The sequence below is a fragment of the Symbioplanes lichenis genome, assembly GCF_030709675.1.
Taxonomy (GTDB): Bacteria; Actinomycetota; Actinomycetes; order Mycobacteriales; family Micromonosporaceae; genus Actinoplanes; species Actinoplanes lichenis.
Genome location: NZ_JAUZQD010000011.1, coordinates 26,373 through 41,828, shown reverse-complemented (window position 1 = coordinate 41,828; position 15,456 = coordinate 26,373). Strand labels below are relative to the sequence as shown.

Sequence of the window (15,456 nt, the reverse complement as noted above, 5' to 3'; positions counted from 1 at the left end):
GGCTTCGTACGTCGTGAGATCGACCGTGCGGGCTTCTTATCGTCAGGTAGACCGTGCGGGCTTCTTACGTCGTCAGGTAGACCGTGCAGGCTTCTTACGTCGTCAGGTAGACCGTGCGGGCTTCTTACGTCGTCAGGTAGACCGTGCGGGCGATGGCGATCGCGAGGAGGAGGACGAAGAGCACGGCGAGGCCGATGCCCTGGACGAGGTTGCGGCGGTCGCGGGGGGCGTAGGCCAGGACCACCGCTGCGAGGAAGCCGGTGGCCAGGCCGCCGAGGTGGCCCGGGATCGAGATGCCGCTGATGGTCAGCGTGAAGATGACGTTGATGACGATGACCGGCAGGATCGGGGCGATGCTCAGGTTGAGCCGCTTGAGCAGGACCAGCATCGCCGCCATCAGGCCGAAGACCGCGGTGGAGGCGCCGGCCGTGCGGGCGTCGGGGCCGGCGAAGACGTAGGCCGCCACGTTGCCGCCGAGGCCGGCGAGCAGGTAGAGGCCGGTGAAGCGCAGGGGTCCCAGGGCGCGTTCGAGCTCGCGGCCGAGGATCCACAGGGCGTACATGTTCAGGGCCAGGTGGATGACGCCGTAGTGCAGGAACATGGCGGTGACCAGGCGGTACCACTCGTCGTTGCCCGCGATGCCGGTGACGCCGAAGTTGCTGTAGCTGAGGACCGCGCCCCAGTTGAGCAGCGGGGTCGAGCTGCCGAAGAGACCGCCGAAGCCGCCGCCGGCGATGGCGCTGCCGCCGCTCGACGAGAGGATCGAGAGGATCATCACGGCGACGTTGAGGCCGATGAGGGTCTTGGTGGCCACTCCGGCCTGGCCGGCCGAGCTGCCACCGAAGGCGGTGCGGGCCGGGCGCTGCGTGCGGCGGCCCTCGTTGACGCACTCGGGGCACTGGTGGCCGACCGAGGCGGCGTTCATGCATTCCGGGCAGATGGGGCGATCACATCGCGTACACCGGACATAGGTCTCCGTGCCCGGGTGCCGATAGCAGGTGGGCGCCGTGACCGGAGACTCGCTCATGGCACAAAGGTACTAGCTCGCGGCTCGCACGCGAGAAGGCCGGAGGGCCGGAGGGCCGGACCCGCGAGCGAGAAGGCCGGAGGGCGGAGAGCGGAGGGCAGAGGACCCGGCCCGCGAGCGAGAGGGCCGGAGGGCCCGGAGGCCCGGAGGCCCGGCCCGCGGACCCGAAGACCCGCGAGCCGTGTGCCTTGGATCAGGCGCGCTCGATGGTGACGCGCTCGATGACGACGTCCTCGCGCGGACGGTCGCCGGGGCCCGTCGCCGTGGTGGCGATCGAGTCGACGACCTTGGCCGACTGCTCGTCCGCGACCTGACCGAAGATGGTGTGGCGCCGGTTCAGGTGCGGGGTCGGGCTGACGGTGATGAAGAACTGCGAGCCGTTGGTGCCCGGGCCGGCGTTCGCCATGGCGAGCAGGTACGGGCGGTCGAACTGCAGCTCCGGGTGGAACTCGTCGGCGAACTGGAAGCCGGGGCCACCGCGGCCGGTGCCGGTCGGGTCGCCCATCTGAACCATGAAGTTGGCGATGACCCGGTGCGAGATGGTCCCGTCGTAGTACGGGCCACTGCCCTTCTGGCCGGTGCGCGGGTCGACGTAGTCCTTGGTGCCCTCCGCGAGCTCCACGAAGTTGCGCACGGTCGCCGGCGCGTGGTCCGGGAAAAGCTGGAGCCGGATCGGACCGTGGTTGGTGTGCAGGGTGGCGTAAAGCGTCTCAGCCACGGGTACTCCTCACGATGTCGCGGTCGCCGCACCACCGGTTTGGCGGCCGGCGCAGGACAAGTATTTGTCTTTCGGATCCTCCCGCATGTGTCTGAACCCGCAACGTGGGGGTACCCGAAGAGGCAGCATGGGTCGTGGCAGAGAACCACAGGAGGTGCACTGGTGTTCGGAACAATGCGACGGAAGAACCGCAACGCGAAGATGAAGAGCGAGCTCGGCCAGAGCGTGGATCACTTCAAGCGTGCGGCGACGCTCGCCGCCCAGGAGACCAGCGCAACCGTGGGGCCCAAGTTCGTCGCGGCACGTGACCGCGTGCAGCCCGCCGCCACCAAGGCCAAGGACGCGGCGTCGTCCGGCTGGGGCAGCGCCGTCTCGACCCTCGGCCCGATCGTGGCCGCGGCGAGTGACAGCGCGCGGTCCGCGGGTCAGACCGTGAGCAAGAAGTCGGCGAAGGCCAACGCCAAGGCGGCCAAGGCGGGCAAGAAGGCCGCCAAGGCGTCGCGGAAGGCGGCCAAGATCGACCGCAAGTCGAGCAAGTCGCGCGGCACCGGCAGCAAGCTGGTCGGCCTCGCCCTGGCGGGTGCCGCCGTGGGTGCGGCGGGCGCCTATGTGCTGCGCAAGCGGCGCAACGCCCAGTGGGACGAGTACGACCCCAGCCCGGCCACCACGTCGATCGCCCCCAGCACCACGGGCGCCGACGACGCCGCGTTCGAGCCGGCCGACCTCGCGGGCCCGTCGGGCTTCGTGACGCCGCCCGGTTCCGACGTGCCGGTCGTGCCGGTCGGCGACGGCGACCAGACCTCCTCGAAGCAGCACAGCCCCGAGGTGGCCCGGCTCGCCAGCGGCAAGAACGACACCACCCCCCGGTAACGCAGGTTCCACGGTGATGGGTCTCCGGCGACGGAGGCCCATTCGTCGTGCCCGAGGTCGGTCGGCGGACCGGCCGGCCAGCGGCGGAAGCAAGCCCGAAAAGCGCGGCGGCGGGAGAACCTAACCGGCGCGGCGGCGGATGAAAGCGGCGGCGAGAGAACCTAACCGGCGCGGCGGTGGATGAAAGCGGCGGCGAGAGAAGCTGAGCGGCGCGGTGGGAAACCCCTAAGCGGCGCGGCGGGCGGCTGCGGGATCGAGCGACGGTCCGGCCGGCAGCAGCGAGACCAATTGACCGGGTACGCCCACCGGAGTCACGCCCCCGTACCCCAGCCGCGTCAGCACCTCCCGCCCGGCGAGCGGAAACCGGCGACCGGTGTCCGTGATCACGCTCACCGTGCCACTCTCCGCCGGCGCGGACGGCGAAGCGGTCGACACCACGAGGGCGCCCTTGCCCCGGGGCACGGTCACTTCGTCGGCCTGCACAGTCCCGGGGACGGCTGGATCATTGGTCACCGGCACGCCGGACGGCACGGAGGCTCCGACCCGGATGTCAATGTCCCCGTCGTAGGTCAGGCACACGCTCTCCGGCCCGTTGACAAGCGCCGGAACCGTGGCGGGCAGCCCGGCGGACACCGACTGCTCGACGAGATCGGTGCGGGAGCGTGGCAGGTTGGCGTACCCGGAAATGCTGATCTCCTGCACCCGCACCGGATCCGCGCCGGTCTGCAGGAGTGCCGCCTGGACCGCGGTGAGGTCCGCCACGCCGTCGTCCAGCACCACGCCCCACTGGTCGGGGGTGCCGCCCTCCCCGCGCACCCGCAGGAGCAGGCCGATGTCGACGCCGGGCAGCACCGACGACGCGTCGCCGAGGTCGTCCAGGTCGGGCGGATCAAGATCAGGACCCGCCGGTACGGCATTGAGCCACGCGGCCGCCACGGCGAGTGGCGTGGCGGTGTAGCCGAAGCGGGTGCGGATCTGCTGAACGCGTTCGGGCGGTAACAGGAACCGTTGATTCGCGTGCACGAGCCACGTCCGGTCCGCCAGATCATTGACCAGCAGCCCGCGCAACTCCTCCGCAGGAGCACCCGCCCGGGGCACAGGCAGCACTGTCCCACCGGATGCCGCCGTGCCGACCGCGAGCACGCTCTTGGAGGAAAAAGAGCAGACCGTCCACTGATTGGGCAGCAGGGCATCGGCCGCCGGCAGCGAGTCGGGCGCGTCCGGGATGCCGAGCGGATCGCCCAGCGGCACCGCGGCCAGGCTCTCCGCGGACGCCTCCTTGAGCGCAGGCGTGGCCGCGTCGGCGATCAGCAGGCCCGACGTGAAGTTGAGCACCGGGTGCAGCCGGTCGTCCGCCTTCAGATAGACGAACCGGGCGCCCGTGCCGCGCTCGAGGAACACCACGCCCGGGTTCCGCGCGTCGACCTGGCCGCCGCCGCGGATCAGCGCGTACGCGGCCACGGCGCCCACCACCAGGGCCGCGACGACCAGCCCGACGAGGACGGTCGTCCCGGCCCGCCGCAGGGGCGAGCGCCGGGGATCGGGGTCGTGGGCGACGATCGCCGCCACGACCCGCTGCTGGGCGAACTGGTACGACTGGAGTTGATCCTGCCGCGAGGGCATGCCCTCAGATTAGTTTTCCTCGATCGCTGATTACAACCAGCCATTGCGTCGGAACGTTCGGTACAGGAAGAACGTGAACGCCAGCATCACCGTGGCGACGACCGGATAGCCGTACACCCAGTGGGTCTCCGGCATGTAGTCGAAGTTCATGCCGTAGACGCCGGCGATGGCCGTCCACACGGTCGCGATGCCGGCCCACGAGGCGATCTTGCGCATGTCGTTGTTCTGGTCGACCGTGACCTGGGCCAGCCGGGCCTGCAGGATCGTGTTGAGCAGGTCGTCGTAGGAGGAGACCTGCTCGACCGTACGCGTCAGATGGTCCTGCACGTCGCGGAAGTAGCGCCGGATCTCCTTCGGCACGATCCTGTTCTGCGAGGACGTGATCGTGGCCAGCGGCCGCTGCAACGGCAGCACCGCGCGGCGGAACTCCACGATCTCCCGCTTCATCTGATAGATCGCCTGCACCGGGCTGCCCTTGTCGCGCGAGAAGGCGGCCTCCTCGATGACGTCGAGGTCGGCCTCCACCTGGTCGGCGACCGAGACGTACTGGTCGACGACCCGGTCGGTCACGGCATAGGCCACCGCCCACGGGCCCTGCGCCAGCAGATCGCTGCGCTCCTCCATCTCGGCCCGCACCGGCGCCAGCCGCGCGGCGTCCCCGTGCCGCACCGTGATGACGAACCGGTCGCCGACGAAGAGCATCATGTAGCCGGTCTCGACGATCTGCGAGTTCTCGGTCAGCTCGCCGTGGGGGACATAGCGGGCGGTACGCAACACGAGGAAGTGCACCGCGCCGAACTGCTCGAGCTTAGGGCGCTGCTCCCCCTTGACGGCGTCCTCGACGGCGAGCTCATGCAGGCCGTAGGTCCGCGCGATCGCCGCCATCTCCTGCTCGGAGGGCTCATGCAGCCCGAGCCACACGAACGCGTCGTCGCGGCCGCACGCCTCGGCCAGCGCCTCCTCGGGGTTGAACTCCCCGGGCTCGCGCCGCCCCTCCACATAGACCCCGCAGTCGACGACCGCGCTGCCCTTCCACTCCTGGCCGCTGCTGGCGGGAGTGCCCTCGGGGGTGCCGAGGATGCGGGTCATCGCCCGGACGGGGGCGGTCCACGCTCGCGACAGCGACCGATTGACGCCGGCCCCCTTCAGACTCGCCGACCGGCTCCGGTGCACATTGCTCTCGCTCATGAACGCCTCCCCCACAAAACTCGCCGAACAACCCCCGGAGGTTACGCCCGCAGGGTTACCCAGTCCTTACGCCCCAGCTTCAGCCCGCCCCAAGCCACTCCAGCCCCTGCGCTTCGCGCCGACTCAAGGGGGGCGAAGCACCCGCCGAGCGGAGCGAGGCCCATATAAACGGCGCCGAGCAGGCCGCTGCACTTTCGGGGGGTGAAAGATCGCAAGCGGCCCGCTCGGCGCCAGGGGGCGGGGATAATGTCGACGCGCGCGGCCGCATGGTCATGCAGCGAGCGCTGTAGGCATTGTGATCCGCCCGCCGGTCCCGAGGGAAACCCGGAACCGGCAGGAAGCGCTTACTGTCAAATACCCGACACTCAGGCCCGAACCTCGTCGATGGCTGCGGCCAGCCGGCGCACACCCTCGTCGATCTGGTCCACCGTCACGGCGGAGTAGGCGAGCCGCACCGAGTGCTGACCGCCGTCGATGAGGAAGTCGGTGCCCTTGACCACGGCGACGCCCTTCTTCATGGCCGCCGGGAAGAGCTTGTTCACGTCGACGTCCTCGGGCAGGTCGACCCAGAGGAAGTAGCCGCCGTCGGGCTCGGTGAAGGTCGCGCCCGGGATGTGCTTGCGGATCGACTCGGCCAGGACCTTGGCCCGCTCGCCGAGGGCCGTGCTGACCGTCCGCACCGACCGCTCGATGTCGCCGGAGATCGCGAACTGGTGCACGATCGCCTCGGACACCATGCCGGGCGAGATGTAGAGGTTGGTGGCCTTCTTGGCGATCGCGTCGATGAGCGCCGCCGGGCCGACCAGGTAACCGACGCGGACGCCGGGGCACACCGTCTTGGTGAAGCTGGAGGCGTGCACGACCAGGCCGCTGGTGTCCATCGACAGCATCGAGGGCAGGGCGTCGCCCCGGAAGCGAATGTCGACGTACGGGTCGTCCTCGAAGATCACGAACTCGTACTGGGCGGCGAGCTCGAGCAGCGTGCGGCGCTTCTCGGCCGAGAGCGTGATGCCGGCCGGGTTCTGGTAGTTCGGGATGATGTGGGCCAGCCGGGGCCGCACGCCCGACTCGAGCAGCCCGCGCAGCTCCTCGACGTCGATGCCGTCCTCCTGCAGCGTCACCTGGTGCACCTTGGCCCCGAGGTTCTGCAGGCTCAGCAGCGTGCGGTCGTAGGTCGGCTTCTCCACGATCACGTCGTCGCCGGCGCGGACGAGGTGGTTGAAGAGGAAGGCGTCGGCCTGCAGCGAGCCGTTGGTGACGATGACCTGATCCGGCGAGACATTGTGCTTGTCCGCGATCCACTTGCGCAGCGGCTGGTAGCCGACGGAGGTGCCATAGGCGGTGATGCCGGCCGGATCGGCGTCGAAGGCCCGGGCGGCGGCGGCCTTGAGGCCCTCCACGTCGATGATGTCCAGCGACGGCGCGCCCCGGGCGAATGAGATCAGCTGCTCAGCGGTCATGGCACCAGCTTACGAGCCGCGGCTATACCATTTTTCTCCGTGTCGAGTGAACCCCTTCGCGTCGCCGCTGCTCTCGTTCTCGACGAGGCCGGCCGCATTTTCTTCCAGATGCGCTCGCCCTCGCGGAAGCTTTTCCCGAATTCCTGGGACGTGGTCGGCGGGCACCTCGAACCGGGCGAAACGGTCGAGGAGGCGCTCGCCCGCGAGATCCAGGAGGAGACCGGCTGGGAGCTCGCCGAGATCGTGGCGAAGGTCGGCGACTACACGTACACGGGCGAGGACGGGCTCACCCGCTTCGAGACCGACTTCCTGGTCCGGGTGCGGGGCGATCTGAGCCGGCCCGTGCTCGAGGAGGGCAAGCACACCGCGTACCGGTGGCTGGGCCCGGACGAGCTGGACGTGCTGGACGAGAGCGCGCACATCAACGACGGCATGATCCGTCAGCTCGCCGAGGACGGCTTTGCTGTCCTGCGCGCCCTCGATATGTGAAGGCCCCGCTATCCTCGGCAGGCACCCCCCTCGAATGAACCGGAAGGAACCACCCATGATCGGTCTGGTACTCGCCGCCGGCGCCGGACGCAGGCTGCGTCCGTACACGGACACACTGCCGAAGGCGCTCGTCCCCGTCGACGGGGAAACCACGATCATGGACATCTCGCTGCGCAACCTCGCGGCCGCGGGCCTGACCGATGTCACAATCGTGGTCGGTTACTGCGCGAGCGCCGTCGAGCAGCGCAAGGCTGCCTTCGAGGAGAAGTACGGCGTCTCCATCACCCTCGTGCACAACGACAAGGCCGAGGAGTGGAACAACGCGTACTCCCTGTGGCTCGCGCGTGACCACTTCGCGCAGGGCGCACTGCTGGTGAACGGCGACACCGTCCACCCGGTGAGTGTCGAGCAGACCCTCCTCGCGAACCGCGGACCGGGGATTCTTCTTGCCGTTGACAATGTGAAGAAGCTTGCTGACGAGGAGATGAAGACCATCTTCTCGGAAGATGGACGACTCACCAAGATTACGAAGCTCATGGATCCGTCCACGGCCTTCGGCGAGTACATCGGGGCCACGGTCATCGAGGCCTCCGCCGCCGCCGAGCTGGCCGACTGCCTCAAGGCCACCTGGGAGAAGAACCCGGACCTCTACTACGAGGACGGCTACCAGGAGTTCGCCGACCGGGGTGGCGAGATCCGCGCGGCGACCATCGGCGACATCCCGTGGGTCGAGGTGGACAACCACGACGACCTCGCCAAGGCGCGGGACATCGCATGCCGCTACTAGCCCGGAGCGTCCAGACCCCGCTGCACATCGACGTCCGCCGGGGCGCCGTGGCGGATCTCGGGCGCATCCTCGCCGACGGCCGCATCTCCTCCGGCGGCGACGTCGCCGTGGTGGTCGGCCCCGGCCAGGGCGAGAAGATCGCCGAGCTGATCCGGCCCACGCTCGGGTCGGCGGACGTCTTCACCGCCGCGGGCGGCACGCTGGACGCGGCGATGGAGCTGGGGGCCAAGCTGCGCGCCCGGTCGTACGACGCCGTGGTCGCCATCGGCGGCGGCAAGACCGTCGACACGGCGAAGTACGCGGCGACCCGCTACGCCTTGCCGATGGTGTCGGTCGCCACCAGCCTGGCCAACGACGGCATCGCGTCGCCCGTCGCCAGCCTGGTCAACGACAACATCAAGGGCTCCTACGGCGTCCACATCCCGATCGCCGTCATCGTCGACCTCGACTTCGTCGAGAACGGGCCGGACCGGGTCAACCGGGCCGGCATCGGCGACGTGATCAGCAACATCAGCGCGCTGGCCGACTGGGAGCTGGGCCGCGAGGTCCGGGGCGAGCCGATCGACGGCCTCGCCGCCTCCCTGTCCCGGATGGGCGCCGAGGCGATGCTGACCATGCCGGGCGACATGACCGACGACGCCTTCGTGACCATCCTCGCCGAGGCGCTGATCTCCAGCGGCCTGGCGATGGCGGTCAGCGGCAGCAGCCGGCCCTGCAGCGGCGGGTGCCACGAGATCATCCACGCCACCGACACGCTCTTCCCCGACACCGCCTCGCACGGCGAGCTGGCTGGCCTGGGCGCGCTGTTCTGCACGTTCCTGCGGGGCGACGAGCGGCGCTTCGGCCAGATGGCGGCCTGTCTCGAGCGGCACCAGCTGCCCCGGACGCCGGCCGACGTCGGGCTGAGCGACGACCAGTTCGCCGAGGTCATCGAGTTCGCGCCGCGGACCCGCCCCGACCGCTACACGATCATCGAGCACCTCGCCATGACCCCGGACGAGATCCGCAGGAAGCTGGCCGACTATGCCGACGCCGTCGCCCACCGCTGACCAGCCCCCCGCCGGCCCCTCGCCGGCGGGTGGCCCTGTCCCTCCGAGCAACACCACCACGGCCGTGGGCAGCGCGCCCACGGCCGCCGACTACTACCGCGTCAACCGGGGCGGCGGCCTCTTCAGCGAAGCGATCAGCCAGCGCCTCGGCTCCCGGGTCGCCGTCTTCGCCCACAAGCACCGGCTGGCGCCGACCGTGCTGTCCGTGGCCAACCTGGGCCTGAGCTGCCTGGTGTCGTTCATCGTCGTCGCGGCGGCCGAGCCGGTGGCCGACGGCCGCATCTGGGCCTGGCCGATCGGCCTGCTCGCGCTCCTGGGCTGGCAGGCCGCCTACGCCCTGGACTGCTCCGACGGCCAGCTTGCCCGGGTCACCGGCCAGGCCAGCACCGCCGGCGGCCGCGTCGACGTCCTGTGCGACGTGGCGGCGCAGATCGCCCTGGTGGCCGCCCTGTCCGCCACGGCGTCGGCCCAGGTGCCGGAGACGCCGTCGTGGCTGCTGGCGGCCTTCGCGGGCACCTGGATGGTCAACCTGGTCACCTCGGTCATGCAGACCGGCGAGCAGGCGTCCAGCATGGTGACGAGCAGCTCCCTGCCCGTACGCGTGGTCAAGCTGGTCCGCGACTACGGCGCGGTGATCGCCCTCGCCGGCGTCGTCCTGACCGTCGCCCCGCAGTTCACGATCTGGGTGATCGGCGCGTTCACCCTGGTCAACGGCGGCTTCCTCGCCGCCAGCATCGCGTTCTCCGGCCGCAAGGCCCTCAACGGCTGATCCGGCGCGACCGGCGCAGGCCGGTCGCGCCGGGCCAGGCCGGGCCAGGCCGGGCCAGGCCGGGCCAGGCCGGGCCAGGCCGGGCCGCTTTCACACTCGGACGGGGATGGCCGACGAGGTGCCCAGCACCTGGCCGGCCGCGTCCAGCGCGTCCACGGCCACGTACTCGACCATGCCCGGGATCGTCAGCTCGGTCTCGAAGCCGGCCGACGCGGCCTCCACCGGCTGCGCGAGCTGGCCCGGCTGCGAGCCCGACCGCGCCCGCCACCGGGCGACCGCCGTCGCGCCGTTCCAGCTGGCGTTGACGATCACGGTGTTGTTCTCGACGCGGAGGCCGAGGGCGGGCTGGTCCGCCGGGGCGCCCGCCCAGTCGATCTTGTAGGCGCGGTACGACTGGTTGTCCAGCGGCAGGTGACCGTCGAGACGCACGGTGCCGTCGGGGGCGTACTCGGTGAACCACGGCGACTGGCCCCAGCCGACGAAGGAGCCGCCGTCCGGGAGCTCGCGGAAGTTGCCCTGGGTCGGCGCCAGCAGCTTGGCCGGGTGCGTGAACTCGCGCACCATGGCGACCGTCTTCGCCTTCTCGTCGATCGAGAAGATCAAGCCTCGGCTGTGGTCCTTCTCCTGGGTCAGGCCGGCGCCGTTGTCGAAGACGCTGTACGTCCCGTCGCTGCGCCGGCGGAAGTCGTGCTGCCAGCTGAACGCGGCGTCCGGCGCCACGGTGAACGACGACTTCTTGCCACCCACCCGCCACATGATGTCGCCGGTCTGCTTGTTGATCTTGTAAGTGGTCCACGTGTGGCGGGCCGACACAAGCACGTTCCCGTCGGCGTCCAGCCCGACCGAGTTGGCGTGGAAGTAGTCGTACGGCAGATGGGCCGAGTCCCCCGTCGGCACCGGTGCATAGGACTCGTCGATCGGCACGTGCTCGCTGGACCGCCATTGCCACAAGCGCTCGCCGGTCTCGATGTCGACCTCCTGGATGACGCCCTCGTGCAGGACGCCGTCCGCGGGCCCGCCGAGCGGCGTCAGGTCGTACGGGATCGGGTCGTAGACCCAGAAGAGCGCCGTGTTCTGCGGCGTGATCACGAAGTCGTGCTGATCGGCCTGCTCGCTGCCGACCGCCCGGACCCGCGTGATCTCCCGGTACGCGCTGTCCGCGACGACGAACTCGCCCTGCCCCACGCCCTGGCCGCCGGTGCCGCCGATCGTGCCCTCCCACCAGGTCAGCACCGGCTCGCCGCGGTAGGTCTGGCCCTTGAAGTCGATGGCGACCGTGGCCGGCGGCGGCACGCTGCGGTACCAGACGGGCTGACCCGCCTGGTTCACGATGAGCGGGCCGGTCGCCGTAGCGAACGGCGTCAGCATGATGACGCCGGGCGTCGTACCGGTGGCGGGCGTGGTGATTGTCACGGGCACCGGGTTGAGGTCGGGCCGCGACTTGAAGGCCGCCGGGGTCGCGGCCGGCTGAGCCGGCTCGGGATCGTCGGAAGGTGCCAGCGCATAGCCGACACCCCCGCCCGCGGCCGCCACCACGACGGCTCCTCCGATGCCCAGCAGAACCGTCCGGCGAGAAGTCATGCGGCCGAGCTTGCCCGTTTCGAGTCCGATCTATCTGGATGTGACCTGGGAATTTGCCGTCAGTTCGGAGTAAATTCCGAGCAGCCGGCGGGTGACGACGTCGGGGTGAAAGGCGCCGAGATAGCGCTCCCGCGCGGCACTCGCCTTCAGCGCGGCCCCGGCCCGGGCGATCGGCAGCGCGGCCGCCAGCGACGTGGGGTCCGGCGGCACGGCCCAGCCCGCGGGCTCCGCGGCCTCCCCCACCCCCAGCAGGTACGGGATCCCGCCCACGTCCGTGCCCAGCACCGGGCGCCCGGCGGCCATCGCCTCCAGGATCACCGTCGGGAGCACGTCGTCCCAGGTCGGCACGGCGACCACGACCGACGCGGCGTCCCGGGCGGCGGTCATGCCGGCGCGGTCCAGCGGTCCGAGATAGGTCACGTCCTCCCGCTCGGCGGCGGCCTGCTCGGCCAGCGGGCGCAGCTCACCGTCCCCGGCGATGCGCAGGGGGCCCAGCTCGCCGTCGGGGTGCCGGCGCCAGGCGTCGAGGAGCAGGGCCAGGCCCTTCTCGGGGGAGAGCCGGGCGGCGTAGAGGAAGCCCTCGCCGAGCGGGGCCGGCTCGCCCGGGTCGGGCAGGCCGTTGGGCTTGATGACGATGTGGTCGTCCGGGATGCCGTAGTCGCGCAGGTGGTCGGCGATCCGCCCGGTCAGCGCGATGTAGCGGTCGACCGAGCGCCACGTGGGCCGGTGCACCGCCAGCGTGGTCGCCATCAGCGCGCTCTGCGCCGCCGAGCCGCGGTAGCACTTGTGCTGCACGGCCGGCCAGCCGAACGCTTTTCCTCGGCAGTCGTGGCAATTGTGCCCGTCGCGGAAGTAGAGCCCGGAGGAGCACACCTGCCGATAGTTGTGCACGGTCTGCACGACCGGCACGCCGTGCTTGTGCGCGGTCCGCACGACCCAAGGCGACAGCAACGGGTACGGGTTGTGCAGGTGCAGCACGTCGGGACGCTCGCGTTCCAGCAGCTCGGCGAGGTCGCGCTGGGCGGCCCGGCCCCAGATCGGCGACACCGGCAGCAGCGCCTTCTCGACGGCGGGTAGGTCCCCGATGGAGTCGGAGGCGCGCTGGAACGGCAGCACGTCGACCCCGGCCTCGGCGAGCTGGGCGATCTCGGTGTCGACGATGACGTTCTCCCCGGAGGGAATCGCCTCGCGGTATCTGTTGTGCGCAACGACGACCTTCACGGCGACAAACGCTACCGTTGTCTGTGTGCCAGAGCTGCCCGAGGTCGAGGCGCTCGCCGCGTACCTGCGGGAGCGTGCGGTCGGCCACACTGTGGAGCGCTTCGAGGTGTCCTCGTTCAGCGCGCTGAAGACCTATGACCCCGCGCCGAGCGCCGTCGCCGGCTTGACGATCACCACGGCCGGCCGGCACGGCAAGTTCCTCGACGTCGGGCTCGGCCCCGACATCCATCTCGTCGTGCATCTGGCCCGGGCCGGCTGGCTGCACTACCGCGACTCCTTCAAGTCGCCCGCGCCGCTCAAGCCGGGCAGCGGCCCGATCGCGATCCGGGTCCGGCTGGACGACGGCTCCGGCTTCGACCTGACGGAGGCCGGCACGCAGAAGTCGCTCGCGGCCTATCTCGTACGCGATCCGGCCGAAGTCCCCGGCGTGGCGCGCCTGGGCCCGGACGCCCTGGCGGTCGACCGCGACGAGTTCGCCGAGCGGATCCGGGGTCGCAACGGGCAGATCAAGGGTGTCCTGACCGACCAGGAGGTGCTGGCCGGCATCGGCAACGCCTACTCCGACGAGATCCTGCACGTGGCGAAGATGTCGCCGTTCGCGCTCACCGGCAAGCTGACCGACGAGCAGCTCACGACGCTCTTCGAGGCCACGCGTCAGGTGGAGACCGACGCGGTGACCCGGTCGGTGGGCCAGAAGGCCGCCGAGCTCAAGGGCGAGAAGCGGGCCGGGATGCGGGTCCACGCCCGCACCGGGCTGCCGTGCCCGGTCTGCGGCGACACGGTGCGTGAGGTCTCGTTCGCGGACAAGAGTCTCCAGTACTGCCCGACGTGTCAGACCGGCGGCAAACCGCTGGCCGACCGCCGGATGTCGAAGCTGATCCGCTGACGCCCCCGGCCGTCACGGGCAGTGATTGCGTGAGGACACGTCGAAAGCTGCCACAACGTCACCTTCTTCTGCGTCGTTCCATCGGTATAGTGGCCCGGTCCCCACGCGTCGTCCGTCGCGCATGGGGCATCGACAGCCCCGCCGGGATCCCGGGGGCCGTGGCGGTGCGTAATGTTCGCGGTGCGGGCGGTCCGTGATGCGGGAGGACACAGGCGAGGTGACCACGAGCCTCCAGCGCCCGGCGCCCAGCACCAGCAAGAGCCGGAGCGGCATGCCGTACGACAGCTTCGAGTGGCAGCAGGAGCCACCGCCGAGTAACGGCGTGCCACGATCCGCGTGGACGCGTCAGCACCGCCGGCTCTCCCGGTGGCACCGGCCGTACACGGCGATCCTGGTCTTCACGGACCTGATCTCCGCCCTCTTCGCGAGCTATCTCGCGGTCACGTTCATCGAGAAGGCGAACTCCGGTTTCCAGAACCGCGAGGAGATCTTCTACCTCGTGGCCTTCATCGGCCTGCCGCTCGGCTGGCTGGTGATCCTCTGGGGCAACGGCAGCTACGACCGCCGCTGCCTGGGCCTGGGCAGCGAGGAGTACAAACGCGTCGTCCGGGCCTTCGTCGCCGTGGTCGCCGCCGTCTCCCTGCTCGCCTTCGGCACCAAGACCGAGCTGTCCCGGGTGACCATCGCCTACGTCACGATCATGGCCTTGGTCTTCATCCTCTTCTGCCGCGTCTCGGCCCGGCAGATCCTGCACGTCGCCCGGCGCAAGACCGGCCACGGCGCGCACCGGATGATCCTGGTCGGCACGCTGCCCGAGGCGCTCGAGGTCTACACCGCGGTCACCCGCAGCCCGGCCGCCGGCCTCATCCCGGTCGCCATCCACATCACCGACGGCTACGCCGCGGCCCGCGGCATCGAGACGCCGGTCCCCGTCTATGCGGGCCGGGACGTGCTCACCCTGGTCCGCGAGGTCGGCGCCGACACGATCGCCGTGTGCGGCTCGGCCAGCTCGGAGCCCGGCGAGCTGCGCCGCCTGGCCTGGCAGCTCGAGGGCACCGGCGTCGACCTGGTCGTCGCGCCGCAGCTCACCGACATCGCCGGCCCCCGCGTGCACATCCGCCCGATCGAGGGCCTGCCGCTGCTGCACGTCGAGGAGCCGACCCTCTCCGGGCCCGGCTGGCTCGTCAAGAACCTCATCGACCGCGTGGTCGCCTTCTTCGGCCTGCTCTTCCTGTCGCCGATCCTCGCGGTCATCGCGATCGGCATCCGGCTCTCCGACCCCGGCCCGGTGTTCTTCCGCCAGCCGCGCGTCGGGCACGAGGGGCGCACGTTCCGGGTCTGGAAGTTCCGCACCATGTACGTCGACGCCGAGGAGCGCAAGGCCAGTCTCGAGGAGCTCAACGACTCCGACGGCATGCTCTTCAAGATGAAGAACGACCCGCGCATCTTCGCCTTCGGCAGCAAGCTGCGCAACACGTCCCTCGACGAGCTCCCGCAGCTGATCAACGTGCTCAAGGGCGAGATGTCGTTGGTCGGCCCGCGCCCCCTGCCCGCCGACGACGGCGACTACCTGGGCGACGTGCGCCGGCGCCTGCTCGTGCGCCCCGGCATCACCGGCCTCTGGCAGGTCTCCGGCCGCTCCGACCTGTCCTGGGACGAGGCGGTCCGGCTCGACCTCTACTACGTCGACAACTGGTCGCTCACCTACGACCTGGGCATCCTCTGGCGTACGGTCGGCGTGGTCCTCAAGCAAAAAGGCGCCTACTAGCGGTTTGCCGCCGTTGCCGT

General features: G+C 70.4%; 14 protein-coding genes. 7 read left to right on the top strand and 7 right to left on the bottom strand.

The genetic code is table 11. From position 1 onward, the window contains the following. Positions 1-124 precede the first annotated feature (124 nt). Positions 125-1,027 (bottom strand): rhomboid family intramembrane serine protease, encoded by a 903-nt coding sequence (locus RAN62_RS25665; protein ID WP_305787326.1) that lies wholly within the window; start codon positions 1,025-1,027, stop codon positions 125-127. A gap of 193 nt (positions 1,028-1,220) precedes the next feature. Beyond that, positions 1,221-1,745, bottom strand: a complete 525-nt coding sequence (locus tag RAN62_RS25660) for a peptidylprolyl isomerase (protein ID WP_305787325.1) — start codon at positions 1,743-1,745, stop codon at positions 1,221-1,223. A 162-nt stretch (positions 1,746-1,907) separates the two neighbouring features. Between RAN62_RS25660 and RAN62_RS25655 the strand changes: the two genes are divergently transcribed. Beyond that, a complete protein-coding gene (locus tag RAN62_RS25655) occupies positions 1,908-2,615 on the top strand; it encodes a hypothetical protein (protein WP_305787324.1) in 708 nt (235 codons plus the stop codon). A gap of 225 nt (positions 2,616-2,840) precedes the next feature. Here the strand turns inward: RAN62_RS25655 and eccB are convergent, their stop codons facing one another. The 3 genes from eccB to RAN62_RS25640 form a co-directional block, all read right to left on the bottom strand. Continuing rightward, positions 2,841-4,238 carry a type VII secretion protein EccB gene (eccB, locus tag RAN62_RS25650; protein WP_305787323.1) on the bottom strand — a complete coding sequence of 466 codons (1,398 nt, stop codon included), beginning with the start codon at positions 4,236-4,238 and terminating at the stop codon, positions 2,841-2,843. Positions 4,239-4,268: 30 nt separating this feature from the next. Then, positions 4,269-5,426, bottom strand: coding sequence for a magnesium and cobalt transport protein CorA (locus tag RAN62_RS25645; protein ID WP_305787322.1), 1,158 nt, complete (start codon positions 5,424-5,426; stop codon positions 4,269-4,271). Positions 5,427-5,791: 365 nt separating this feature from the next. Then, on the bottom strand, positions 5,792-6,886 hold the full coding sequence (locus tag RAN62_RS25640) for an aminotransferase-like domain-containing protein (protein WP_305787321.1): 1,095 nt from the start codon (positions 6,884-6,886) through the stop codon (positions 5,792-5,794). 39 nt (positions 6,887-6,925) lie between these two features. On the opposite strand from RAN62_RS25640, the gene RAN62_RS25635 reads away from it, so the two are divergent. The 4 genes from RAN62_RS25635 to RAN62_RS25620 all read left to right on the top strand — a co-directional run bounded on the left by RAN62_RS25635 (position 6,926) and on the right by RAN62_RS25620 (position 9,980). Continuing rightward, positions 6,926-7,375, top strand: a complete 450-nt coding sequence (locus RAN62_RS25635; RefSeq protein ID WP_305787320.1) for an NUDIX hydrolase — start codon at positions 6,926-6,928, stop codon at positions 7,373-7,375. Between the two features lie 55 nt (positions 7,376-7,430). Beyond that, entirely contained in the window at positions 7,431-8,162 is a 732-nt protein-coding gene (locus RAN62_RS25630; protein ID WP_305787319.1) for a phosphocholine cytidylyltransferase family protein, read from the top strand. Then, entirely contained in the window at positions 8,150-9,211 is a 1,062-nt protein-coding gene (locus RAN62_RS25625) for an iron-containing alcohol dehydrogenase family protein (protein ID WP_305787318.1), read from the top strand. The genes RAN62_RS25630 and RAN62_RS25625 overlap by 13 nt, the downstream gene beginning before the upstream one ends. A 64-nt stretch (positions 9,212-9,275) precedes the next feature. Then, positions 9,276-9,980 (top strand): CDP-alcohol phosphatidyltransferase family protein, encoded by a 705-nt coding sequence (locus RAN62_RS25620; protein ID WP_305787317.1) that lies wholly within the window; start codon positions 9,276-9,278, stop codon positions 9,978-9,980. A 90-nt stretch (positions 9,981-10,070) separates the two neighbouring features. Here RAN62_RS25620 and RAN62_RS25615 read toward each other — a convergent pair whose 3' ends face one another. Both RAN62_RS25615 and RAN62_RS25610 read right to left on the bottom strand, forming a co-directional pair. Further along, a complete protein-coding gene (locus tag RAN62_RS25615) occupies positions 10,071-11,561 on the bottom strand; it encodes an arylsulfotransferase family protein (RefSeq protein WP_305787316.1) in 1,491 nt (496 codons plus the stop codon). Positions 11,562-11,591: 30 nt separating this feature from the next. Further along, complete coding sequence (locus RAN62_RS25610) at positions 11,592-12,782, bottom strand: glycosyltransferase family 4 protein (RefSeq protein ID WP_305787315.1); 1,191 nt, start codon at positions 12,780-12,782, stop codon at positions 11,592-11,594. Between the two features lie 25 nt (positions 12,783-12,807). Between RAN62_RS25610 and RAN62_RS25605 the strand changes: the two genes are divergently transcribed. Both RAN62_RS25605 and RAN62_RS25600 read left to right on the top strand, forming a co-directional pair. Continuing rightward, positions 12,808-13,668, top strand: coding sequence for an Fpg/Nei family DNA glycosylase (locus RAN62_RS25605; protein ID WP_305787314.1), 861 nt, complete (start codon positions 12,808-12,810; stop codon positions 13,666-13,668). Between the two features lie 196 nt (positions 13,669-13,864). Continuing rightward, the gene (locus RAN62_RS25600) at positions 13,865-15,436 is read left to right on the top strand and encodes a sugar transferase (RefSeq protein WP_305787313.1); all 1,572 of its coding nucleotides are present in this window, start codon (positions 13,865-13,867) and stop codon (positions 15,434-15,436) included. Positions 15,437-15,456 lie beyond the last annotated feature (20 nt).